The organism is Nonomuraea sp. NPDC049625 (assembly GCF_040675285.1).
GTDB lineage: Bacteria > Actinomycetota > Actinomycetes > Streptosporangiales > Streptosporangiaceae > Nonomuraea > Nonomuraea angiospora_A.
Genome location: NZ_JBFAOQ010000007.1, coordinates 510,488 through 533,825, shown reverse-complemented (window position 1 = coordinate 533,825; position 23,338 = coordinate 510,488). Strand labels below are relative to the sequence as shown.

The 23,338-nt window shown below is 69.8% G+C and carries 20 protein-coding genes; 9 read left to right on the top strand and 11 right to left on the bottom strand.

From position 1 onward, the window contains the following. Nucleotides 1–16 precede the first annotated feature (16 nt). Complete coding sequence (locus AB0J87_RS31535; RefSeq protein WP_363970917.1) at nt 17–1,246, bottom strand: serine hydrolase domain-containing protein; 1,230 nt, start codon at nt 1,244–1,246, stop codon at nt 17–19. Nucleotides 1,247–1,558: 312 nt separating this feature from the next. On the opposite strand from AB0J87_RS31535, the gene AB0J87_RS31530 reads away from it, so the two are divergent. Beyond that, complete coding sequence (locus tag AB0J87_RS31530; protein ID WP_363971093.1) at nt 1,559–4,045, top strand: penicillin acylase family protein; 2,487 nt, start codon at nt 1,559–1,561, stop codon at nt 4,043–4,045. Nucleotides 4,046–4,132: 87 nt separating this feature from the next. Next, nucleotides 4,133–4,984, top strand: coding sequence for a hypothetical protein (locus tag AB0J87_RS31525; protein WP_363970915.1), 852 nt, complete (start codon nt 4,133–4,135; stop codon nt 4,982–4,984). Nucleotides 4,985–5,055: 71 nt separating this feature from the next. Here AB0J87_RS31525 and AB0J87_RS31520 read toward each other — a convergent pair whose 3' ends face one another. The 6 genes from AB0J87_RS31520 to mshB form a co-directional block, all read right to left on the bottom strand. Then, nucleotides 5,056–5,478 (bottom strand): hypothetical protein, encoded by a 423-nt coding sequence (locus AB0J87_RS31520; protein ID WP_363970913.1) that lies wholly within the window; start codon nt 5,476–5,478, stop codon nt 5,056–5,058. A 314-nt stretch (nt 5,479–5,792) separates the two neighbouring features. Beyond that, entirely contained in the window at nt 5,793–6,059 is a 267-nt protein-coding gene (locus AB0J87_RS31515) for a hypothetical protein (protein WP_363970911.1), read from the bottom strand. A gap of 3 nt (nt 6,060–6,062) precedes the next feature. After that, nucleotides 6,063–6,509, bottom strand: coding sequence for a hypothetical protein (locus AB0J87_RS31510; RefSeq protein WP_363970909.1), 447 nt, complete (start codon nt 6,507–6,509; stop codon nt 6,063–6,065). Between the two features lie 58 nt (nt 6,510–6,567). After that, nucleotides 6,568–7,050, bottom strand: a complete 483-nt coding sequence (locus tag AB0J87_RS31505) for a flavin reductase family protein (protein WP_363970907.1) — start codon at nt 7,048–7,050, stop codon at nt 6,568–6,570. A gap of 39 nt (nt 7,051–7,089) precedes the next feature. Next, the gene (locus tag AB0J87_RS31500) at nt 7,090–7,506 is read right to left on the bottom strand and encodes a DUF6113 family protein (RefSeq protein WP_363970905.1); all 417 of its coding nucleotides are present in this window, start codon (nt 7,504–7,506) and stop codon (nt 7,090–7,092) included. A gap of 11 nt (nt 7,507–7,517) precedes the next feature. Then, nucleotides 7,518–8,423, bottom strand: coding sequence for an N-acetyl-1-D-myo-inositol-2-amino-2-deoxy-alpha-D-glucopyranoside deacetylase (mshB, locus tag AB0J87_RS31495; protein WP_363970904.1), 906 nt, complete (start codon nt 8,421–8,423; stop codon nt 7,518–7,520). A gap of 72 nt (nt 8,424–8,495) precedes the next feature. Between mshB and AB0J87_RS31490 the strand changes: the two genes are divergently transcribed. After that, nucleotides 8,496–10,559 carry a prolyl oligopeptidase family serine peptidase gene (locus AB0J87_RS31490; RefSeq protein WP_363970902.1) on the top strand — a complete coding sequence of 688 codons (2,064 nt, stop codon included), beginning with the start codon at nt 8,496–8,498 and terminating at the stop codon, nt 10,557–10,559. A gap of 188 nt (nt 10,560–10,747) precedes the next feature. Here the strand turns inward: AB0J87_RS31490 and AB0J87_RS31485 are convergent, their stop codons facing one another. After that, a complete protein-coding gene (locus tag AB0J87_RS31485) occupies nt 10,748–11,662 on the bottom strand; it encodes a hypothetical protein (protein WP_363970900.1) in 915 nt (304 codons plus the stop codon). A gap of 378 nt (nt 11,663–12,040) precedes the next feature. Between AB0J87_RS31485 and AB0J87_RS31480 the strand changes: the two genes are divergently transcribed. Next, complete coding sequence (locus tag AB0J87_RS31480) at nt 12,041–13,441, top strand: alpha/beta fold hydrolase (RefSeq protein WP_363970898.1); 1,401 nt, start codon at nt 12,041–12,043, stop codon at nt 13,439–13,441. Between the two features lie 110 nt (nt 13,442–13,551). Here the strand turns inward: AB0J87_RS31480 and AB0J87_RS31475 are convergent, their stop codons facing one another. Beyond that, nucleotides 13,552–14,100 carry a MarR family transcriptional regulator gene (locus tag AB0J87_RS31475; RefSeq protein WP_363970896.1) on the bottom strand — a complete coding sequence of 183 codons (549 nt, stop codon included), beginning with the start codon at nt 14,098–14,100 and terminating at the stop codon, nt 13,552–13,554. Between the two features lie 66 nt (nt 14,101–14,166). On the opposite strand from AB0J87_RS31475, the gene AB0J87_RS31470 reads away from it, so the two are divergent. The 5 genes from AB0J87_RS31470 to AB0J87_RS31450 all read left to right on the top strand — a co-directional run bounded on the left by AB0J87_RS31470 (nt 14,167) and on the right by AB0J87_RS31450 (nt 19,677). Then, complete coding sequence (locus tag AB0J87_RS31470) at nt 14,167–15,051, top strand: MBL fold metallo-hydrolase (protein ID WP_363970894.1); 885 nt, start codon at nt 14,167–14,169, stop codon at nt 15,049–15,051. 1,240 nt (nt 15,052–16,291) lie between these two features. Then, a complete protein-coding gene (locus AB0J87_RS31465; protein WP_363970892.1) occupies nt 16,292–16,954 on the top strand; it encodes an ATP-binding protein in 663 nt (220 codons plus the stop codon). Then, the gene (locus AB0J87_RS31460) at nt 16,900–17,664 is read left to right on the top strand and encodes an alpha/beta hydrolase (protein WP_363970890.1); all 765 of its coding nucleotides are present in this window, start codon (nt 16,900–16,902) and stop codon (nt 17,662–17,664) included. The genes AB0J87_RS31465 and AB0J87_RS31460 overlap by 55 nt, the downstream gene beginning before the upstream one ends. A gap of 31 nt (nt 17,665–17,695) precedes the next feature. After that, nucleotides 17,696–18,961, top strand: coding sequence for a cytochrome P450 (locus AB0J87_RS31455; RefSeq protein ID WP_363970888.1), 1,266 nt, complete (start codon nt 17,696–17,698; stop codon nt 18,959–18,961). After that, nucleotides 18,958–19,677, top strand: coding sequence for a helix-turn-helix domain-containing protein (locus AB0J87_RS31450; protein ID WP_363970886.1), 720 nt, complete (start codon nt 18,958–18,960; stop codon nt 19,675–19,677). Before AB0J87_RS31455 ends, AB0J87_RS31450 begins: the two co-directional genes overlap by 4 nt. A gap of 50 nt (nt 19,678–19,727) precedes the next feature. Here the strand turns inward: AB0J87_RS31450 and AB0J87_RS31445 are convergent, their stop codons facing one another. Continuing rightward, nucleotides 19,728–21,485: an ABC transporter ATP-binding protein gene (locus tag AB0J87_RS31445; RefSeq protein ID WP_363970884.1), complete on the bottom strand. Its 1,758-nt coding sequence runs from the start codon at nt 21,483–21,485 to the stop codon at nt 19,728–19,730. Nucleotides 21,486–21,627: 142 nt separating this feature from the next. Further along, nucleotides 21,628–23,316: an ABC transporter ATP-binding protein gene (locus AB0J87_RS31440; protein WP_363970882.1), complete on the bottom strand. Its 1,689-nt coding sequence runs from the start codon at nt 23,314–23,316 to the stop codon at nt 21,628–21,630. Nucleotides 23,317–23,338: the final 22 nt, after the last annotated feature.

Here is a 23,338-nt window from a genome sequence, read left to right as displayed (position 1 = left end):
GCCACGCACCGGCGGCTCATCGGGAGAAGGCGGCCAGGGCGATGCGCAGCGTCCTGTCGTTCTGGCCCGATGCCTTCGCGTCGGTGGAGTTGACCGAGTAGACGAGAACCCGGCTCAGGTCACGGGTCGCGCCGACGCCGGCGGCGTAGCCGTACCGCGCGCCGGTCTTGCCGTAGGCGACGATCCCGCCCGGCAGCACGAGCCGCGTCATGCCCGAGGTGTAGACGGCGGGCTGGTTGCCGCATTCGTCGTACATCGTCACGTCCGGGACCGTGAACATCGGCTCCAGTTGCGCGGCCGGCACGACCTTCCCCGAGAACAGCGCCTTGACGAACTTCTCCAGGTCCGCGGCGGTGGAGATGAGATCGCCCGAGGCCCAGGTCGAGGTGACGCTGGTCTCGGTCATGTCGACCACGTGGCCCGCGCCGTAGGCGATGGCGCCGTCGAAGCCCGCGGGCACGGACTGGTAGCCCTTGTGGTGCGGGCCGCGGATGCGGGGCGAGGTGCCGGGCAGGTAGCTGTCCCGCATGCCGAGCGGGCGCAGGATCCTGGACGTGACCTCGTGCTCGTACGAGCGTCCGCTGATCTTCTCGATCAGCATGCCCGCCACGAACGTGTTGGTGTTGAGGTAGTGCTGCCTGGTGCCGGGCGCGAACTCGATCGGGTTGCGCACGGCCAGCCCGACGTACTCCTCCGGCGTCCAGGTCTTGAACCGGGTCCGGTAGACCCAGTCGAACGTGCCGGGCAGCTCGGGCGCGGGCAGCCCGCTGGTGTGGTTGAGCAGCTGACCGACGCGGACCTCGGGATAGGAGTCGGGCAGCAGGCCGGGCAGGTAGTCCTGGACGGTTCCGTCGAGTGAGACCTTGCCCTCGGCCACGAGCTGCAGCACGACCGCGGTGGTGAACATCTTGGTCACGCTGCCCGCCCGGAAGCGTACGTGCGCGGAGGCCTTGCGCCGGGTGGTGATGTCGGCCACGCCGGTCACGCCCCGCCATGAGCCCTTCGTACCGCTCACCCGGACGATCGCGGCGGTGGCGTCGGCCGCGGGCAGGTCCTTGATGGACTGCTCCAGCGCGGTGGCGTTGACGGGAGGGACCGGCGCGGCCGGATCGGGCCGGACCACGGCCGGTGGCGGGCAGGCACTCGTCGAGGGGACTGGGGTGGGGGCGGCCGGGATGGCGGCCGCTTGAGCGGGCGTCGCCACGAGGAGGGTGGCGAGGGCGAGACCGGCGGCTGACAGCTTCATCGGAGCATCTCCAAGTGAGAGGGGTGCAGGTGGAATGCGTCCATCCTGTCGATCAGCGCTGCCGCCGCGGATCGCCGGTGCGACCGATTTCTCACTCACTCTCACGAGGGAGCGCCGGGGTCGCCCGCGCGACACCCCCGCCCGTCCTCCGCTCGGCGGACGCGGCGAGTGAGGGAGGGGTGATCGCCCGTAACCAGGCCTCTCAAGTCCTCCTCCCAGGGTTGTGGAAGGCGGCCGGAGTAGTGATCTCGGGCTGACAGACTTAGTGCCAGTTCGGCGGAGATGGAGGTGTCGGTGAGGCCCTACGCGTGGATGCCGCGGCCGTTGCGGTGGTTCGCCCGGGTGCTGTCCGTAGTGCTCGCGCTGGTCTTGGTGCTGGCAGGGGTCCTCGTCTACACGGTGCGGAAGTCGTTCCCGCAGGTGGACGGATCGCTGCGGCTGCCGGGCCTAAACGGGAATGTGGAGATTTATCGGGATAAATACGGAATCCCGCACATCTACGCCGACACCGCAGCGGACCTGTTCACGGCTCAGGGGTTCGTCCACGCCCAGGACCGCTTCTACGAGATGGACTTCCGCCGCCACCTGACCTCCGGCCGCCTCTCGGAGCTCTACGGCAAGGCCACCGTCGAGAACGACAAGGCCATCAGGACCATGGGCTGGCGCAAGGTCGCCGAGGAGGAGCTCCCCGACCTGGCCCAGGACACCCGGGACTACCTGGACGCGTACGCGAGAGGCGTGAACGCCTGGCTCAGCGCCAACCCGAACGCCTCCGACCGCAGCCTCGAATACTCCATCCTGAAGATCCAGAACGGCGGTTACCAGCCGGAGAAGTGGACCGCGGCCGACTCCGTGGCCTGGCTGAAGGCCATGGCCTGGGACCTGCGCTCCAACATGGAGGACGAGATCGACCGGGCTCTGGCGCTGACCAAGCTGCCCAAGGAGCGCGTCGAGCAGCTCTACCCCGGCTACCCGTACGACCGCCACAGCCCGATCGTCACCGAGGGCACCATCGACCAGGGGCGCTTCAACCAGCACGCCGAGCCCCAGCAGCGCGCCGACCGCGCGATCGCCCAGGCCGCCAAGACCCTGGACGCCGTACCGAGCACGATGGGCACGGAGGACCGCGAGGGCATCGGGTCCAACTCGTGGGTGGTCTCCGGCGAGTACACCAAGAGCGGCAAGCCGCTGCTGGCCAACGACCCGCACCTGTCGCCGCAGATGCCCTCCGTCTGGTACCAGGCGGGGCTGCACTGCAGGAAGATCACGGAGGCGTGCCCGTACGACGTGACCGGGTTCACGTTCTCGGGCGTGCCGGGCGTGGTCATCGGGCGCACCGACAAGATCGCGTGGGGCTTCACCAACCTGGGCCCCGACGTGGCCGACCTCTTCCTGGAGCAGGTGCAGGGCGACACGTACCTGTACAAGGGCCAGCAGGTGAAGCTGGAGACCAGGAAGGAACAGATCAAGGTCGCGGGCGGCGCCCCGGTCACGATCACGGTCAGGAGCACCCGGCACGGGCCGCTGATCAACGACGTCATCGGCAGCGCCAAGCCCAGCGGCGAGGCCAACGCGGTGGCGCTGCAGTGGACGGCGCTGACGCCGGGCCGGACGGCCGACGCCGTCTTCGCGCTGAACAAGGCGGGCGACTGGCAGGAGTTCAGGGCGGCGGCGGCGCTGTTCGACGTGCCGTCCCAGAACCTGATCTACGCCGACACCACGGGCAAGATCGGCTATCAGGCGCCCGGGCGCATCCCCGTGCGGGCCAAGGGCGACGGCACGTGGCCCGTCCCGGGATGGACGGGCGAGTACGACTGGATGACGGCCCCCATCCCGTACGACCAGTTACCTTCGGTGGAGAACCCGGCCGACGGGTTCATCGTCACGGCCAACAACGCCGTCATCGACCCCAAGCGGTACAAACCCCTGCTGACCAAGGACTGGGCGCACGGCTACCGCTCCGAACGCATCCGCGACCGCATCAAGGAAGCGCTCAAGAAGGGCCCGATCGACGCGGCGACCATGTCGGCGATCCAGCAGGACACGTACAACGGCTTCGCCGAGACGCTGATCCCGGCCCTGATGCGGGTGGACCTGGCGGGGCCCAGCGGCGAGGCCAGGCAGTTGCTGAAGACGTGGGACCGCATGCAGGGCCTCGACTCCACCGCCGCCGCCTACTTCAACGCGGTGTGGCGGCAGGTGCTCACGCTGACGTTCGACGACGACCTGCCGGAGGCGGCGCGGCCGGCCGGAGGGGACCGCTGGTACGAGGTCGTCAGACGCCTGCTCGACGCTCCTGACGACCCCTTCTGGGACGACGTGACCACCAAGAACGTCAAGGAGACCCGCGACGACATCCTCCGCCAGGCGCTCGCCTCGGCGTACCAGGAGCTGTCGGACCGGCTCGGGCCCGAGGTCAAGTCCTGGCGCTGGGGCGACCTGCACCAGTTGGAGCTGGTCAACGGCTCGCTGGGGACCTCGGGGATAGCTCCGGTGGAGGCCCTGTTCAACCGCGGGCCGCTGGCCGTGGCGGGGGGCAAGGACGCCGTGAACGCCACGGGGTGGAACGTCCAGAAGGGGTACGAGATCACCGCCGTCCCGTCGATGCGCATGATCGTCGACCTGTCGGACACCGACAAGTCCCGATGGATCAACCTGACGGGCGCCTCCGGACACGCCTTCCACGACAACTACTGGGATCAGGCGGAGGCCTGGGCCAAGGGCGACCTGCTGCCGATGTACGCGAAGCCCGAGTCGATCAAGAAGGCGGCCGTCCACACCCTCAAGCTCACCCCCTGATCGCCTCGGTCGTACGACCGGGGTTGTAGAGGCGATCCAAACCCTGGGCCGACGCGCCGGCCCCCGCCGCCTTGCCACCATGGCGGCATGAATCGCCTCTGGTACCTCATCGGAGTCCTGCTGGTGCTCGCGGGCCTCGTTCACCTGGGCGTGTTCGTCGTGGACGGCGGGCCGTGGGAGGGCGCGGTGTCGTGGCGCAAGCCGTTCACGTTCGGTGTGTCGTTCGGGCTGAGCGTGCTGACCCTCACGTGGGTCTCCCAGTTCGTCCGGCTCCGCGCCCGCCCGCTTGTGGTCGGCGCCTTCGCGGTGGCGTCCACGCTGGAGGTGGCCCTGATCACCCTCCAGGCCTGGCGAGGCGTCCCGTCCCACTTCAACATGGAGACCGCCTTCGACACGGCCGTCGCGAGGACCCTGGCGGCGGGCGGCGGCGTCCTCGTCGCCATCGGGATCGTCATGACGATCGCCGCGTTCCGTCCCGATCCGGACCTCGCCCCGAGCATGCGCCTGGCCGTACGCGCGGGCTTCGCCACGCTCCTCGCCGCCATGGCGTTCGGCGCCGTCATGATCGCCCGTGGCGTCGTCGAGGTGGTGACGGGAAACCAGCAGCTCGCGTACACGGTGGCCACGACCCTGAAGCCCGCGCACGCGATCTTCATGCACGGCGTCCTCCTGCTGCCGGCCCTGTCCTGGCTGCTGTCCCGCACGCTGCCTTCCGAGGGCTCCCGCGTCCGCTGGATCCGCCTGGCCACCTGGCTCTACGTGGCCACCGCCACCGCCGTCTCGGCCCTCGCCCTGGCAGGCGTCGAGCCCGTGTCCCCCTCCACCGCCTCCGTCCTCTGCGCCGGCGCCATCTCCGGCCTGGCCATCGCCTCGCTCATGCTGGGCCGCCTGAAGGGCTCGCCAAGACGCGCTCCCGCACGGCAGGGATCGCCCCACTGAGCCCCCTCGGCCTCACTCGACGCCGCACCGCAGGGACCGCTCCCCTGACACCGGGGGCACGCGCTTCGGCCTCACTCGACGCCGCTGCGCCGCCGCCACCACAGCCGGGCGCGGGGGTAGCCGCCGTCCTCCAGGTCGGCCAGGCGCTCGAAGAGGTTGTACGTGGCCTGGTTGCCGCAGACCATCACCGACACGAGCATCGACAGCAGGTAGAGCGGCAGCATGGGGAGGCCGACGCACCAGGCCCACTGGGTGGCGTGCCGGCCCTCGTGGCGGACGAGTCGATCGGGGAGCGCGTCCCACCTGGTCAGGACGACGTTTCCCACGGTGAACGCCCCCGCGATGGGGAAGCGGTAGCGGTAGCCGAAGGCCAGGATGAGCCCGTCGGGGCCGGGGTTCCTGGTCGCGCCACCGATGATCGAGATCAGCAGACCGAGCGGCGTGGCGAGGTTCACGTAGTTCGCCACCCGCCGGAACCGGAAGCGCCTGTCCATGCGTCTCAGCCTTGACCAATCTTGACAAGTCGGAATAATGATCCCCGTCCTGAAATCTCCCACAAGAGCAGGATTATGAGATTCTCCATCCTGGGCGCGCTGCTCGGCACCGTCGCACTGGCAGGAGCCGGCGGAGTGGCGATCACCCAGACGTCAGCAACCGATCCCCTACGATCCACTGACAACCGACCAGGCGCTCTCGGCGCAAACGTGGCGTTAACCACTGCCCCGACCACGAGTCCGACACTCACGGAGACTCCCACGATCGGGGAGTACACCGCCACGACGAAGGTAGTCAAGAGGCGAGGCGTCTCCTACCTGAATGTATCGATCACAGACGCGCAAGCTGCTCTCTTCTCGATCAAGCAGCGGGTTTGCAAGGGCAGATCCTGCAAGACGACCAGCGTCGACTTCCCGGTGACCGAGGGCTCGGGAGAGTCCACGGAGCGGCTCGGCCGGGGCACGTACAAGAAAAAGGGCAAACCGGCAGTCACCATGACGCCCCTTCCGACGGTGACGGTGAAGGAGCAGATCACGGTCACCGAGCCGGGGCCGACGGTCACGCAGACGGTGACGTTCACCTGTCAGCCGAGCGTCGAGCCGAGCATCGAGCCGACGGAGACCCTGCCACCGCCGACGACCGGCCCGACGGAGACCCCTCCGCCGACGACCGGCCCGACGGACACGGTGACGCCCACCGCCACGGGCACGGAGTCCCCGCCGGTCACCGACCCGCCGACGCCGACCCCGACCCTGACTGACAGCGCGACCGAAACTCCCACCGGAACTCCGACCGAAACCCCGACCACGACACCCACCACCGGCCCGACCGAGACATCCACCACGAGCCCGACCGACTCCGTGACACCGACGGAGAGCGCGCCGGGGATCCCCACCTGTCCGCCGCCGGCGGAGGAGACGCCGACAGAGCTCCCCTCCGAGACCCCGCCGGACACGCTGACGCCGACCGGCACCAGCGTCCCGACGGCGACTGCGACCACCACGCCGTCGGAATCGACCAGCGCTACCACTCAGTAGCCACCCGGGAAGCGAGCAAGTGAGCGGGCCAGGCCACGTGCCTGGCCCGACTCATGCCCGCCAGAGGGTCTTGTACTGGCCTTCGTGGTACAGAAGCGGCGCCCCGTCCGAAGGCGTGTCCAGGGCCGTCACCTGGCCCACCACGATCGAGTGGTCCCCGCCGTCGTGCACCGCCGTCGTCACGCACTCCACCGTCGCGATGGCCCCGTCGAACAACGCCACCCCCGACTCCCCCAGGTGATGCGGCCACCGCGCGAGCTGCCCGTTCAACGGCCGGCCCCGGTGGGCGAAGAAGCGCGAGGCGTCCTCCATCGAGGCGGGCAGCACGGAGACCCCCCACACCCCCGCCTCCAGCACCGCGTCGTGGAACCGGGCCACCTTCTCCGCGCAGAACAGCACGAGGAGCGGATCAAGGGAGACCGAGGTGAACGAATTCACCGTCATCGCATGATCGACATCGTCCAGCCGGGTGGTGACGATCGCGACTCCAGTGGCGAAGCGACCGACGACCTTGCGGTAAGTCTCAGGGTCCACTGGCCGCTCGATGGAATGCACGAACGCTACTTTATGCCGCTACATAGAGTTCTTCTGAGGGTACCCATGCAAGAGCCACGATCCCCCCTCTGACGAGGGCGAAAGCAGATAGGCCGCCACAATGGCCGTCAACCCTCCGTACAGGTAGACGTACCCGGGCGGACCATCCGCGATCACCAGATCGCCGGCGCTCAGCTTCAGCGTGAACGGCATCGTGACCAGCAGCCATCCGACCGCCGCCATGAAAGCCCCGAGCTTGCCCCGCATCAGCTTGCCCGCCCCCAGGCACACCGCGAACAACGCCAGCACCCACACGATCGCCGCGATCGGCACAGGCCCCATCTGCCGCACCGCATGCGTGAAGCCGCCCACGACGCCCATGACGACGCCGAGCACGAACAGCATGCCGTACGCCGCTCCGCCCAGCGCCGACTCGGCCTGGCTGCGATGTTCCATGTCGCACGAGGTTAGTGGATGCCCGCGAAGAGATCGTTCTCGCGGGTGTGCGGTTCGCCGAGACCGCCCGCCTCGATGGGCGGGCCGGGCACGGCGGGGCCGGGCACGCCGATGGCCAGCCGGTAGTGCTCGACGCCCAGGACCTCCTGGCCGATGTTGTTGGACAGCGCGAACCACGGTCCGTCCACGACGATCTGCGTGGCGTGCGCCCGCATGGCCTCCATCTTGGCTCCGATCCACGGGCGGGCGTCGACCTCGGTGGTGACGTCCTCGTCCGCGTTGCCGAACGGCATGTCCTCCACGTCCTCCACCAGGAAGCCGACGTCCGCCCCGCGCAGCGCCTCGGTCGTGCGCCGCATGACGGATCGGGCTAGGGCCGTGTGGTAGAACTTCGCGATCTGCCACGGTTCGCCCTCGCCGAAGTCCGGTTTCGCGGCCAGCTCGAACGCTCTGCGCGAAACCCGGTGCGCCTGGATGTGGTCGGGGTGCCCGTAGAAGCCGTTGTCGTCGTACGTGACGAGGACCTGCGGGCGTACCTCCCGGATGACCTTGACGAGCTCTCCCGCCGCCTCGTCGAGGTCGGCGCGCCAGAACGCCTTCGGGTGGTCGTTGGACGCCACCCCCATCATCCCCGAGTCCCGCCAGCGGCCCGGCGCGCCCAGGAAGCGGTGGTCCTCGACGCCGAGCGCCCGGCAGGCGGCGGCGAGCTCGTCGATCCGGTACGGCCCGAGCGCGTCGTCCTGGTCGGCGGCCAGGTGGGCGAGATCGGCGGGAATGACCTCGCCTTCCTCACCGAGAGTGCAGGTCACGAGCGTGACGTGGGCTCCCTGGGCGGCGTACTTGGCCATCGTCGCCCCGGTGCCGATCGACTCGTCGTCCGGATGGGCGTGTACGAGGAGGAGCCGTCGATCAGTCATAGGGATGAGCGTACCGACGGGCTCCGGACGCCATTGCGCAGGTTCCTCATCGGCGGTGGCAGGATTGGGCGCATGAGCGAGAGCTTCCCGCGACTGTCTGCCAGGACCCGCCGGTTCACCCTCGGAGTGCCCAGGGGCTTCACGATCACTCCGGACGGCGGCCGGGTGGTCTTCCTCCGCACGAAATCGGGCACCGATCCGGTGACGTGCCTGTGGGAGCTCGACACCGACACCCACGTCGAGCGCCTGGTCGTCGACCCCCGCGCGCTCGACGCCGACGAGGAGAACCTGCCGCCGGAGGAGCGGGCCAGGCGCGAGCGCAGCCGGGAGGCGGCGGGCGGCGTGGTCGCGTACGCCACCGACACGGACGTCACGCGGGCCTCCTTCGCCCTGTCCGGCGCTCTCTACGTCGTGGACCTCGCGACCGGTCAGGCGCGCCGGCTGGACACGCCGGGCGCGGTCATCGATCCCCGTCTGTCCCCGGACGGGGGACATGTCGCGTACGTCACCGGCGGCGCGCTGCGCGTCCAGGACCTCGCGTCCGGCGAGGACCGCGCGCTGGCCACGCCGGAGTCGGAGACCGTGACGTATGGGCTGGCCGAGTTCATCGCCGCCGAGGAGATGAGCCGGATGCGCGGCTACTGGTGGGCGCCGTCTAGCGACGCGCTGCTGGTCGAACGCTCCGACGAGGCCCCGGTCCACGTCTGGCACATCGCCGACCCGGCCAACCCCGACCGTCCCGCGTCGGCCCAGCGCTATCCGGCCGCCGGCACGCCCAACGCGGTCACGGAGCTGTTCGTGCTGGGGCTCGACGGGTCGCGGGTCGCGGTGCCGTACGAGGAGGAATACCTCACGACGGCGGCCTGGGACTCCCACGCGCTGTCGATCGTGACCCTGACGCGCGACCAGCGCACGATGCGGCTGTTCACGGTCGACCCGGCGACGGGCGCGGCCGCGCTGGTGCGCGAGGACACCGATCCGGCCTGGGTCGACATCGTGTCCGGCGTGCCCGCGCACCTCGACGACGGGTCGCTGGTGTGGGTGGCCGCTTCGGAGGGCGGCAACCGGCTGTTCGTGGGCGACCGCGCGGTCACCCCGCCCACGCTGCAGGTGCGGGCGGTGCTCGACGTCGATCACGACAGCGTGCTGTTCAGCGCGAGCGGCGATCCGACCGAGGTTCACCTGTGGACGTGGGACGGTCATTCGCTGCTGCCCGTCTCGACCCGTTCCGGGGTGTTCTCGGGGCGGATGTCCGGCGGCGTGGGCGTCCTGACCGAGCAGAGCCTCGACGCCGAGGGCGTCTCGACCACGGTCGTACGGCGCGACGGCATGGCGGTGCCGATCCCGTCGTTCGCCGAGCGGCCCGGGCTCGACCTGCGCGTCTCGCTCGGCCGTTCCGGCCGTCGCGAGCTGGCCACCGCCGTGGTGCTGCCCTCGTGGCACGAGCAGGGCTCCGGGAAGCTGCCGGTCCTCATGGACCCGTACGGCGGGCCGCACGCGCAGCGCGTGCTCAACCGGCGCGGCGCGTTCCTGGAGAGCCAGTGGTTCGCCGAGCAGGGCTTCGCGGTCATCGTCGCGGACGGGCGCGGCACCCCTGGCCGGGGTCCCGAGTTCGAGCGGTCCGTCCTGAACGACCTGGCGACCCCCGCCCTCGACGACCAGATCGACGCCCTGCAGGGGGTGGCCGAGCAGTATCCCGACGATCTCGACCTGACGAGGGTGGCCATTCGCGGCTGGTCGTTCGGCGGCTTCCTGGCCGCGCTGGCGGTGCTGCGGCGACCGGACGTGTTCCACGCGGCGGTGGCGGGGGCGCCGGTGACCGACTGGCGGCTGTACGACACGTGCTACACCGAGCGATACCTGGGCCATCCGGACGAGCAGCCCGAGGTGTACGAGAACTCTTCGCTGTTCGCGGACGCGCCCAAGCTCGAACGCCCGCTGCTGCTGATCCACGGCCTGGCCGACGACAACGTGGTGGCCGCTCACACGCTGCGCCTGTCATCCGCCCTGCTCGCGGCGGGCCGGCAGCACAGCGTGCTCCCGCTCTCGGGGGTGACGCACATGACGCCCCAGGAGGTCGTGGCGGAGAACCTGCTGCTGCTCCAGGTCGACTTCCTGAAGAAGTCGCTGGGCTGACCCACTGACGCGGGAGCCTCACTGGCTCGGGACTTCACTGGCCCGGGGCTACCGACACCGTGCTCTACCGGCGCGGGCTCTACCGGCGCGGGCTCTACCGGCGCGTGCTCTTCAGCACAGGGCTTCACCGACGCAAGGCTTCACCAGCACGAGGCGTTGCCGGGACGGCGCCTTACCGGCACGGGGCTTCACTGACGTAAGGCGTCGAGCGCTCGGGACACGGCCAGGCCGGCGATCACGACGCCACCCAGGACGATCATGATGACGTACGTGGGGACCGCCAGCAGGGTGAGCTCACCCTGCACGATCGCCAGGATGAGCACGGCGAGCAGGGTGCCGGCGACGCCCCCACGTCCCCCGTCGGCCACCGTGCTCACCGCGCCGGTGCCGTTCAAAGGGCTCGAAAGGCTCGGAAGGCCCGTGCCCCCCAGGAGAACGGCCGCCAGCGCGAACACCATGGTGAACAGCCCCTGAGAGCCCGGCTGCGCCGCTCCCAGCCGCAACAGCAGCACGAACCCACCCAAAGCGGCGAGCACGCAGGATCCGGCCAGCCCGACGAGAGGGCCGGCCCACCCCTTGGTCAGCCACTGCCGGAACTCCCGCCGGGCCCACAACAGCCCGCCCGCCACCGAGACGACGGCGAACACCGCGAACCCCACCACGGGCGAGAGCGACGGCGCCGCCGGCAGGAGGATCGTCCTGGCCTGGGTGAACGCGAGCGACAACGCGTCGCAGACCACGGCGGCGGCGAGCGTGACCGCCCAGGCCGGCGCCTCCAGCAGCACCGTGAACGCCCCCATGACCAGCCCCGAGAGCGCGGCGAGCAGGATGACGAGGAGCACCCCGACGACCAGCGGCATGCCGAGGACGACCACGACGGAGGCGATGAGCACTCCGGACAGCGCGGCGACCGAGCCCACGGCCAGGTTGGGCGTGCCGGCGCGCATCGACAAGGAGAGCGCCACGGCGACCAGGCCGAGCGGCGCGGAGGACGCGAGGATGTTCAGCAGGTGCCCGCCGGGAGCGGTGAACAGGACCATCCCCAGCCCCAGCACCGTGACGACCCCGAGCGCGCCTTCCCAGACCCACTGCCATCTGCCCACGCCGTCGATCGTGACAACGCCACCCCACCACCGCAAGACCACCCCACCACCGCAAGACCACCCCGCCACCGCAAGACCACCCCGCCACCGCAAGACCCACCCCGCCACCGCAAGACCCACCCCGCCACCGCAAGACCCACCCCGCCACCGCAAGACCCACCCCGCCATCGCAAGACCCACCCCACCCACAAGGGCCCGTCTTGGCCGCCTTCGGCTCCAGGCCGAGCCCGGCGGGCGCTGGGTCGAGTGTCCCCACAGACCCTCTCCGACCGGTCGGGGCGTGCAGCGGTCTGACAACCCCTGGTAGGACCCGCACCCCCAAAAGACCAAACCCTGGTCCGACGCGCTTCCACCTCCCCCTCCGGCATCGTGAACGCCATGCTCAAGCCCCTCACCATCACCCTGGCCTTGCTGGGCATGGGGACCTTGCCGACCACCTCGGCGTCCGCGGCGGCCACCGCCGGCGGGCCGCAGCAGTGGCAGACCTGCCCCAATGACAAGATCGGCATGGAGTGCAGCGACCTCCAGGTCCCGGCCGACTGGCAGAAGCCGGACGGCCGCAAGATCACCCTCAAGCTGGGCCGGCTGAAGGCCACCGGCAAGTCCGAAGGCTCGGTCCTGATCGCCTACGGCGGCCCCGGCGGCCCCGGCATCGGCATCACGCAGTCCGCCTCCGACTGGTGGACCAAGCTCCGCGAACGCATGGACATCGTCACGTGGGACACCCGCGGCTACGGCGAGCAGTTCGGGGGCCTCAGCACGGGCCTGCAGTGCGCCTGGACCCGCGTCCCCATCCCCGACTCACCCCGCGACGACGCCGACTTCGGCCGCCTGTCCGACACCAACCGCGGCTACGCCGAGGCCTGCCGGCTCAAGGACCCCGAGCTGTTCGCCAACATGAGCTCGGCAGACCAGGCCAGAGACATGGAGGCCATCAGAAAGGCCCTCGGCGACGACAAGCTCAACTACTACGGCGCCTCCTATGCGGGCTTCTACGGCCAGGACTACGCCCGCCTCTTCCCGGACCGGATCCGCACGATGGTCCTCGACGGCACGTGGAGCCACAGCGCCGCCGACTGGGAGCGTGAGCTGGAGGAGATGGCCAAGTCCAACGAGCAGTTCCTGCGACGCTTCTTCACCTGGTGCGCCTCCAACGACTGCGCGGACGTCCCCGCCCTCTGGCGCACACTGATCGCCCGAGCCGACCGCACCCCCATCCCCACGAAGACCGCCAACGTCGCCTACAAGACCCGCGACCTCCAGAGCTTCGCCCTGGGCCTGGCCCGCCAGGGCACCGCCGCCTGGCCCAAGCTGGCCCAGGCGATCCGCAAGGCCGCCGACGGCGACGCCTCCGACTTCGTCCCGCAACGCGGCGCCCGCTACCCCGACCAGGCCACCGGCGTCACCGAATGCGCCGACTGGCCCCGCTTCGCCAATCGCAAGGAGATGACCGCCGCCATCAAGCGCCTGCAACGCGTGGCCCCCAACACCGGCACGGCCAACACCCTCGCGTCAGCGACCCTGGGCTGCATCGGCTGGCCCCAGCCGGTCACCAACCCGCCCACCCCTCTCCCCAAGGGCCTCCCACCCATGCTGGGAGCAGGAGCCTGGGGCGAGTCCGACGCGGTGACCCGCGTCCTCTCCCAGGTGCCCGGCAGCGCCACCATCCGCCACAACGGCCCCGGCCACACGCTCTACGGCGCCAACCCCTGCGCCCGCGACCACATCAACCGCTACTTCACCGACCGCACCATGCCCCCCACCAAAACAGAATGCTGACCCCACAACCCTGACCCCCACAATCGGACGCGCTCCCCCACGACGTCCCACACCGCACGCATCGCACAGCCGCCGCGCGATCACCGCACTCCGGCTATCGCGTCACCCGCTTATCGCACCACCCGCGTGAGGAGGTCGTTGAGGGCGGCCTGCTCTTCCGAGGTGAGCCGGGCCAAGGGTGAGGCCTCGGTGAGCAGGTCGATCAGCCGCTCGCGGAGCGCGACGCCTTCGGAGGTCAGGACGAGTTGCTTGGCCCGGCGGTCACCGGGATGAGGGCGCCGTTCGACGATGCCCTGCTCCTCCAGCCGATCGACGACGAAGGTGGCGTTCGACGGCTCGCAACTCATCCGATCGGCCAGGTCGCGCATGGTCATCGGGCCGGTGAGTTCGCGCAGCGCCACCGCCTGGGCCGCCGTCAGGTCCAGCGCGGCCGCCCGCTCCCTGATATGGCCCTCGATCTGCTTGGCCAACGCACCGACGAGGCCGCACAGGTTCCGCTCGGCAAGGGCACGCTCCGCGCTGCCGGCAGCGCGTCCACTGGTGTCATCCACACGCGTGACATCCACACCGGCGGCGTCACCGCTCGTGGTGGCAGAGCTGGCGGCGTCACCGCCGGTGGTGGCGGAGCTGGCAGTCGTGGCGGGCTCGGGCGGCTTCACAGGGACAGGATAGCTCAAGCATGTATATTTGCAGCTTTAATAGTTCTAGTTGTAAGTTTCTCTGCCATGAACAGCTACGAAGAGCGTCTGCGTCGGCCGTCCTCTGTCCGTTCCCTGCAGCTCGGTGAGCTCAAGATCAGCTATGTGCCCGACGGCGCAGTGCAGCTCAAGCCGTACGGGTGGTTGCTGGAGACGACAGAGCAGGATTGGAAGGACAACGCCGCCTTCCTCGACCACACGGGGAACCTCGTGGGCAGCATCGGTGCGCTGTTGGTGGAGTACGGCGAGAGGGCCTTGTTGATCGATGCCGGCGTGGGGCCGGTGTCCGTACCCGACGATCCGGAGAACCCGAAGATCGGCTCCATCCGTGGTGGTGAGTTGCTCGACAACCTCGCCAAGCTGGGTCGGCGGCCCAACGAGATCGAGGCGGTGGCCTTCACTCACCTGCACCTCGACCACCTCGGCTGGGCCTGGCACCCCGCACCCGGCAGCAACCGTCCCGCGTTCACCGAGGCCGACTACCTGATCTCCGAGCCCGAATGGGAGCAGCGGCAGCTGAGCCTCGAGCAGGGGACGACCGACGAGATGCTCGCCGCGCTGGCGCCCCGGGTCCGTACCGTGCGGGACGACGAGGAGATCTTCCCGGGGGTGCGGGTGGCGCTGGCTCCCGGGCATACGTTCGGGCACGCCACGTACACGATCACGTCCGGCGGCCAGCGGTTGATCGCGTTCGGCGACGCTCTGCACTCCTCGGCCCAGATCCGGCATCCCGACTGGTTCGCCGGTTCGGACCTGGACTCGGTGGAGTCGACGGTGCACCGGCACCGGCTGGTCAACGAGCTGCAACGTCCGGACACGATCGGCTTCGGCGTGCACTTCGCCGACGTGGTGTTCGGCCGCGTCGACCACACCGCCGACGACGGCGGCCCGACCTGGGTGCCCGTAGCATGACCCCTCATTTGCCCAGCACCCGCGCGTCGCCGTCTGACGCCTCCGGTGCAGCGCATAGCCCACCTCACCGCCCGATGCCCCGGCGCGGCGCGTAGCCCCCGCTGCCCAACACCCGAGTGCAACGCGAACACCGCCACACCACCCAACGTCCCGGCGCGCGCATAGGCCTAACCGCTAAAGTCCCGGCGTCGCGCTCAGACCCTCGCCACACGTGTACGTCGCCGGGAGGGTTATGGCTTCACGAGATGCTCCAGGTTGAGGGCCGGTTGGGGCGCAGCAACCGTGCTCTGCTCCGTTGGTGTGGCGCGATGGCCCATGTACGCCCGCGTCCTTGAGGGGGCCATACTTGCGCCAAGCGAGGTCGTCGCCTTCGTTGGCCGAATACAGCAGCAGCGTCGGGGCCACCAGGGGTGAGTTTGTCGGCTACCGGGAACCCACGGACGCTTAGCTCTGCGGTCATCGTGCCTTGAGGGCTTGAGGGCTTGAGGACTTGCTTGAGGGCTTGAGGACTTGAGGGGTGGCGCGCACCGTCCGGCTCTCGGTGCGTTCGCTGAGCACCTCCACCGACACACCTTGCCGGCGGGCGACCAGCACCGTTGTCGCGGCGTCCGACGTCTCCCGAACCAGCGGCCCCCACCCGATCAGCCGTCGACGATGAGACAAACGGCGCCGACGCCAGCAGGAACGGAGCCACCAAAGAAAGAATGACCCCTGGGATGCCGCGCCGGCGTACGGCATCCGGCAAGGACGCATAACGGCGGCGATGAGATCAGACGAATCCGCCATCCCTGATGACCGGCGCCGGCCCCGAACCCGAGGATCTGGGCGAGTACGCCGCCCCCGCACGTCGCGTCGTTCCCTTTGTCTACGAAGTAGCCCGCGCCACCACGCCCCGTTCGATCTCACGTCACCGGCATTGACCGGGGAGAACGAGCGCGCGGTCCTCGAAGGAGTCACTGCGAGCTTTGCGCGGGCTTTCACCGCTGGACGTGGCGCATCAACAGAAAGATCCACATCTTGCGGCATTCGCGTTGACAACGGCTTTGTTTCGACCGATGCTTTCTTCGCTGCACGCCCACTTTTTGACCATCACGCCCAATATTTGGGCATCCGGAGAAGCCGACGCCGTGTTCGCGATGCATCGCTTGAAACCCGAGTTCGGACGCGCCGCAGCCGCCTCAGGGCGGCCCATGCAGGGCGGCGTGGGATCGGAAGCGTCCGACGACAGGAACGTCACGCAATGCCCTGGTGGCGTATTGACCTGTCATTTACCGCCAATCACAGCGGGGGCGCCGTGAATGTCGCCACCGAACTTCAGAGCCGGCTGCTCTCCCGCTGGTGCGATCTGCCGCGCTCGCCGATCGCGTCATCCATCGCCCGCCGCTGGGTGTCGACGATGCTCGTCTCCTGGGATCTGCCTCTCTGTCCCGCGCATGAGGCGACGATCGCTGAACTGACCAGCGAGCTGGTCACAAATGCGGTCCAACACGCGGTCCCGCCCGCTTGCGGATCTCCCGACATTAGGATCAACGTTCGAGTGGGGGGCGCCACGATCTGGCTGGCGGTATGCGACCACGATCCGACCCTCCCGACGCGGCGTGCCCCTGACTTCCTCGCCGAAAGCGGGCGTGGGCTGTTCCTGGTTGAGGCGCAGGCCGACCAGTGGGGCACCGTCCAGCATGCAAACGGCAAGTACGTCTGGTTCAGCCTGGACTGCGTCGGCGGCACCGGACGTGCGGGTGAGATGCCGCCCGCCACGGCATCCGGCGACTGCTCCGCATCCGACGCCACGAACGCATTCGACGCCACGAACGCTTCCGACGCCACGAACGCTAAGGAGAATCCGTCATGTCCCCCGTCGCCCTTCCCCATGACGTCCTCGGTTCCGGGCCCCACCGCGTGATCGCGTTGCATGGCTGGTTCGGAGATCGCGGCTCCTTCGGGAAGATTCAGCCCTACCTGAACGGCGAGGCCTTCACCTACGCCTTCCCCGACTACCGGGGGTACGGCGAGGCTCGCGATCTCACTGGTGAATACACTCTCGCTGAGATCGCCGCCGATGTGACGGCGCTCGCCGACAAGCTGGGGTGGGAGACCTTCTCCTTGATCGGTCACTCGATGGGCGGGACGGCGATGCAGCGGGTGATGCTGGACGCGCCCGGCCGGGTCCGCAAGCTCGTGGGCATCTCTCCGGTGCCGGCCTCGGGCGTGCCGTTCGACGACGAGGGGTGGGCGCTGTTCTCCGGCTCCGCTGAGGAGCCCGCCAACCGTCGCGTGATCATCGATCTGACCACCGGCAACCGGCTTCCGGATGCCTGGCTCGATGAGATGGTCGACAACTCGCTGCGGAAGTCCACGGTGACCGCTTACCGGGCCTACCTGGACGCCTGGGCCCGCACCGACTTCCACTCCGAGGTGGTCGGAGCCACCACGCCAGTGCTCGTCGTCGCCGGCGAACACGACCCCGCGCTGTCCGCCGATGTCATGCGGGGCACATGGCTGCAGTGGTACCCGAACGCCGAACTGCTGACATTCGCGGATGCCGGCCACTACGCGATGGACGAGACGCCGTTGGCTCTGGTGTCCGCCATCGAACGCTTCCTGGCCGCCTGACGATCTCTTGGAAGGGCTGCCCGTGACCTGTATGAGTACGACGGCCAACGTGTTCGACCCGCGTATCTACGCACAGGGCATCCCGCACGAGACGTATCGCTGGCTGCGTGACCACGACCCCGTGCGCTGGCAGGAGGAGCACCAGGTTGGGAACTGGCCGGCGGGGCCCGGTTTCTGGGCGGTGACCCGTCACGCGGATGTCGTGCGCGTACTTCGCACGCCGACCGAGTTCAGCTCCTGGCTCGGCGCCACCCAGATCCGCGACCCGGACCCCGCCGACCTGTCGTTCATCCGGCAGATGATGCTCAACCTTGATCCGCCGGACCACGGCTGGCTCCGGCGGATCGTCTCCGGCGTGTTCACCGCCAGGCGCATCGAACGCTTCACCACCGGTATCGCGGCACGAGCACGGCTGCTCATCGACGAGATCGCCGAGCGAGGCGAGTGCGACCTGCCGGCGGACGTGACCGATGACTACCCGATCCACAACCTCGCGGATCTTCTCGGCATCCCGCCCGAGGATCGCGGCCGGATCCTGGAGTGGACGAACCGCGTGATCGGCTACCAGGATCCCGATCACGCAAGCGCCGTCCACGGCCCGGATGGCAAACCGGTCAATCCACGATCCCCCGCAATGCTCACCGACATGTTCGAGTACGCTCACTCACTCGCCGCCTACAAACGCCGGAATCCGGCAAGCGACGTCATGACCGCGCTCGCCACGGCCGAGGTGGACGGGCGGCGTCTCACCGATCCCGAATTGTCGATGTTCTTCTTTCTCCTGGTGATCGCGGGCAACGACACCGTACGTTCGGCTCTGCCAGGCGGGATACTCGCCCTGCTCGACCACCCTGACCAGCATCGTCGCCTGCTGGACCACCCCGAACTCCTCGACTCGGCCATCGAGGAGATGCTGCGCTGGCATCCCCCCGTCCTCAGCTTCCGCCGCACCGCCGTACACGACACGGTCCTGGCCGAACGGCGCATCGCCGCGGGCGACAAGGTCGTCGTCTTCCATGCTGCCGCCAACTTCGACGAGCGCCGCTTCCCCGACCCGACGCGTTTCGACATCGCGCGCTCGCCCAATGACCACGTGTCGTTCGGCGACGGACCGCACGTGTGCCTCGGCTCCCGTTTCGCCCGGCTGCAACTCCGCGTGTTCTACCGGGAGCTGCTCTGGCGGCTGCCGGACGTGCAACTCGCCGGGCCGCCCGTCCGGCTGGTGTCGAACTTCATCGGCGGCATCAAGCACCTACCCCTGCGCTACACCCCCGCACCTTCCCTAGGCATCGAATGACCCCTGACCGGCAAGACCCGGCCCCTGACCAGCAAGGCCCGGCTGCCTCCACGACCGGCTCGAAAACGATCGACACCGGCCTGCGACTCCTGGAGATTCTCAAGGACCATCCGGACGGGTTGACGATCACCGAACTCGCCCAGCTCGCCCGGATCCATCGCAACGCCGTCTCCCGTCACTTGACAGCACTCGGCAACCACAGGCTGGCCGCCCGGGTCGGCACCCGCTTCACCCTCGGCCTCGGCATCGTCGAACTCAACGCCGCCGTCCAGCACAGGCTCCGCAGCGCGGCCGCCGCAGCGCTCCAGGTGCTCGCCGACGCCTGCAACGCCACCGCTTTCATCACGGTGCTCGACATCGACGAGAGCCAGGCGGTCGTTCTGACCGTGACCGAGCCGCGCGTCTCGCAGATCCACGTCAGCTATCGCGCCGGCACTCGGCATCCGGCGAACCGCGGCGCCTCAGGGATCGCCATCCTGGCCGGCCGCCCGCCCCTCCCCGGGGAGCGCTCGGAGATAACGCAGGCCCGCGCCACCGGCTACTCGGTCACGGCAGGAGAGCTACAGCCAGGGGCATGGGGCATCGCTGCCCCGATCGTCGCAGCAGGGCGCCCGGCCGACGCAAGCGTGGGCGTGGTGACCATCGGGACGCGGGATGAGAACGAGATCGCCCCACGCGTACGGCTCGCCGCAACCGAGATCGCGCGACTCCTCTGACTTCCTCGCCTGCGGACGCCAGGCCGGGGAGCCGACGTGACGATCCTCGTTCAGGAGCGGGTGGTGGTCGGAGTGCCGTGCCAGCTGGTCCAGAGGGCGGCGTAGGAGCCGCCCTCCGCCATCAGGTCATCGTGGGAGCCCAGCTCGCTGATCCGGCCGTCTTCCACGACCGCCACCCGGTCGGCGTCGTGGGCCGTGTAGAGACGGTGGGCGATCGCGATCACGGTGCGGCCGTCGAGGACGGCGGCCAGCGAGCGTTCGAGGTGGCGGGCCGCTCGGGGGTCGATGAGGGAGGTGGCCTCGTCCAGGACCAGGGTGTGCGGGTCGGCGAGCACCAGGCGGGCCAGGGCGAGTTGCTGCGCCTGGGCGGGTGACACCGCCAGGCCTCCGGAGCCCACCTCCGCCTCCAGGCCCGCGGGCAGGGCGAGGACCCAGCCCAGGGCGTCCACTGCTTCGAGCGCCTCGCGTACGGCCGCGTCGGAGGCGTCCGGGCGGGCGATCAGCAGGTTGTCGCGCAGCGAGCCCTTGAACACGTGGTGCTCCTGCGTCACCAGCGCCACGTGCCCCCGCAGTTCGTCCAGCGGCAGGTCCACGAGCGGGACCCCGCCCACGGACACCGAGCCGGTACGCGGTCCGTGGATGCCCGCCAGCAGCCGGCCCAGCGTGGACTTTCCGGCCCCAGAAGGGCCCACCATGGCGAGTCGTTCGCCGGGCCGGACGGTCAGGGACACGCCGTGCAGCACGTCCCGGCCCTCCCGGTACGCGTACCGGACGTCGGACGCCTCCAGGAGTTCGCCCGAGGGACGCGAGGAGCCGGCCGCACGGTCGTCGGGGACGTTGGCCACGCCCAACAGCCGGGCCATGGAAGCCCCGCCCACCTGCAGCTCGTCGATCCACGACAGGAACCTGTCCAGCGGGTCGATCAGCTGCTGCGCGTAGAGCGTGGCGGTGGCCACCTGGGAGAGCGCCACCCAGCCATTGGTGTAGAACAGGCCCCCGACCAGCAGCGTGGTCACGACGGGGATCACGTAGCCGAGCTCGACGGCGGGGAACCACACCGTGCGGAGCCCGAGCGTGTAGCGCTCGGCGGCGAAGGAGCGGCTGATGTCGTCGTCGGTACGCGATCGGCGGCGCGCCTGCAGGCCGAGCGCCTCCACGGCACGGGCGCCCTCGACGGTTTCGGCCAGCCCTTCCGTCATGTCGGCATAGGCGGCGTTCTCGCGGAGATAGCCGTCCCGCGCCCGCTTCAGGTACCAGCGCGTGGAGACCCAGATCACCGGTACGGCGATCAGCATCGGCAGCATCAGCAGGGGGCTGACCAGCAGCAGCGCGCCGACCGTGATCAGGAAGGTGACCAGCGCGATCAGCGTCTCCGGGACGGCGTTCCGTACGGTGCGGGAAAGTGAGTCGACGTCGCGGGAGGTACGGGTGATCAGGTCGCCGGACCCGGCCCGCTCGACGGTGGACAGCGGCAGCCCGAGCACCCGGCCCACGAACTCCTCGCGCAGCTCCGCCAGCACCTTCTCGCCGAGCCTGGCGGAGGCCAGCACCGCGAACCGCATGAGCGCACCCTGCAGCAGCAGGAAGCCCCCGATGGCGGCGGCCACGACGGCGACGTTGACCTCGACGCCGTACTGGACGTCCTCCACCAGCCCGCCGAGCTGCCACGGCACCGCCAGCCCCGCGACGGCCGCCAGGCCGTGCAGGGTCAGCGCGATCGTGAGCTGTCGCGGGTAGCGGAGGGTGAGCCGCCTGGCGTAGGCACGCACCTGTTTTCGATCGGCGACCGGCAAGATCTCGCGGGCCATCCTGCTTCACCTCTTCCGAACGAACGAGCGAGCGAGCGTTCCGAATGTGCACCGTGCCCGTCGGTGGTGGTCCCATCCGTCCCGGAGTCGAGAGCCGAGGGTGGGCAGGGGGCAGCGCTTCCCGTGGGTCCGGGGCATGAGGTCAGTCCTCTCCGCGGGTCACGGTGGCGGCGTAATGTGGCGAGCTATCCAGCAGTTGCCGGTGCGTGCCCTCGGCGAGCACCCGCCCGTCCTGCACATAGACGACGTGGTCGGTACGGTCGAGCACCAGCGGGCTGGTCGTGCAGATCAGCGTGGTCTTGCCGGCCCGGGCCTTGGCGAGGCGTTCGGCGATGCGGGCCTCGCTGTGGGCGTCGACGGCGCTGGTGGGTTCGACCAGGATGAGCACCTCCGGGTCGGCCAGCAGCGCCCGGGCCAGGCGCAGCCGCTGCTGCTGCCCGCCCGAGAACTCCCGCCCCGCCTCGGCCACCGTGGCGGACAGCCCGTCGGGCAGCGCCTCCACGATGTCCTCGGCGCAGGCCGCGTGCAGGGCCTCGCGCAGTTGCGCGTCGGAGGCCTCGCCGCGCACGTCGAGCTCGTCGCGCAGGCGGCCGGTGAACAGCCGGGCGCCGTTGTCGGCGACCAGGATGCGGGCGCGGACCTCGTCGATGGGCAGCGTGGACAGGTCGACCGGGCCGAACGTGACGTCGCCGTCGGCGTAGCGGCCGAGCCGGTCGGCGATGGCGATGGCGTCATCGGAGGTGTCCGCCGCGACCGCCGTGAGGCAGCCGGGCTGAAGGGTCACGCCGCTGTACGAGTCGCGCAGGACGCCGCCCGCGCTGGTGCCGGTGCCGCCGGTGACCTCGGGCTGGATGGCCAGGATCCGGATCACGCGTCCGGCCGCCACGTGGCCCTTGGTGAGCTTGTCGGCGGCCTCGGTGAGCGTCCGCATGGGGCCGATCAGGAAAACCGCGTAGAGGTAGAACGCGACGAGTTGCCCCGTGGGGATCTCCCCGGCGACCGCGAACGAGGCGCCGACGCCGGTGACGGCCGCGATGAGCAGGCCGGGCAGCACGATCTGGGCGCCTTCGAGCACGGACTCGACCCCGGCCACGCTCACCCCGGCCCGCCGGACCCGCTGCGACTCGGCCCGGTAGCGGTCGGCGAAGACCTGCTCCCCGCCGATCCCGCGCAGCACCCGCAGGCCCGCCACGATGTCGGCGGCCCTGGTGGACAGGTCGCCGGACAGCTCGCGCTGCCTGGCCTGGCGCCTGTGCAGGGGCCTGAGCAGCGGCCCGACGGCCGCGGTCATGAGCGGCACGCCGAACAGGACCAGCAGCCCGAGCGGCAGCGAGGTCGAGATGAGGATCACCGTGACGGTGACGATGGCCACGATGGAGCCGGTGCCGCGCAGCAGGATGTCGATGGAGTTGCCGATGTGGGCGATGTCGGAGTTGCCGACGCTGACGACCTCACCGGTCGAGAGCCGCTTCGGCAGCGTGGCGCCCAGCCGGGCGGACTGCCTGGCGGTCAGCTGCACGGTGCGGTACGCGGCGGCCAGCCAGTTGTAGACGGCCATCCGGTGCCGCATGATCCCGGTGAACGCCTGCATCAGCCCCAGGCCGAACAGGACCGAAGCCCAGAGCAGCAGCCCCCCGGTGTCCTTGGCGGTGACGGCGTCGATGCCCTTCCCGAGCGCCGCCGGCATCAATGCCTGCACCAGCCACCACAGGGTGGCGAAGCCGATGCCCACAAGAAGGTGTGCCGACTGCCGCCGCGCGTTCCACCACAGGTAGCGGAACGGGCTGCGAATGTCGGGCACGCCGGGATCGGCTTCAGGAAGGGATCGCATGGCCTGACAAGGTTGACAAGGC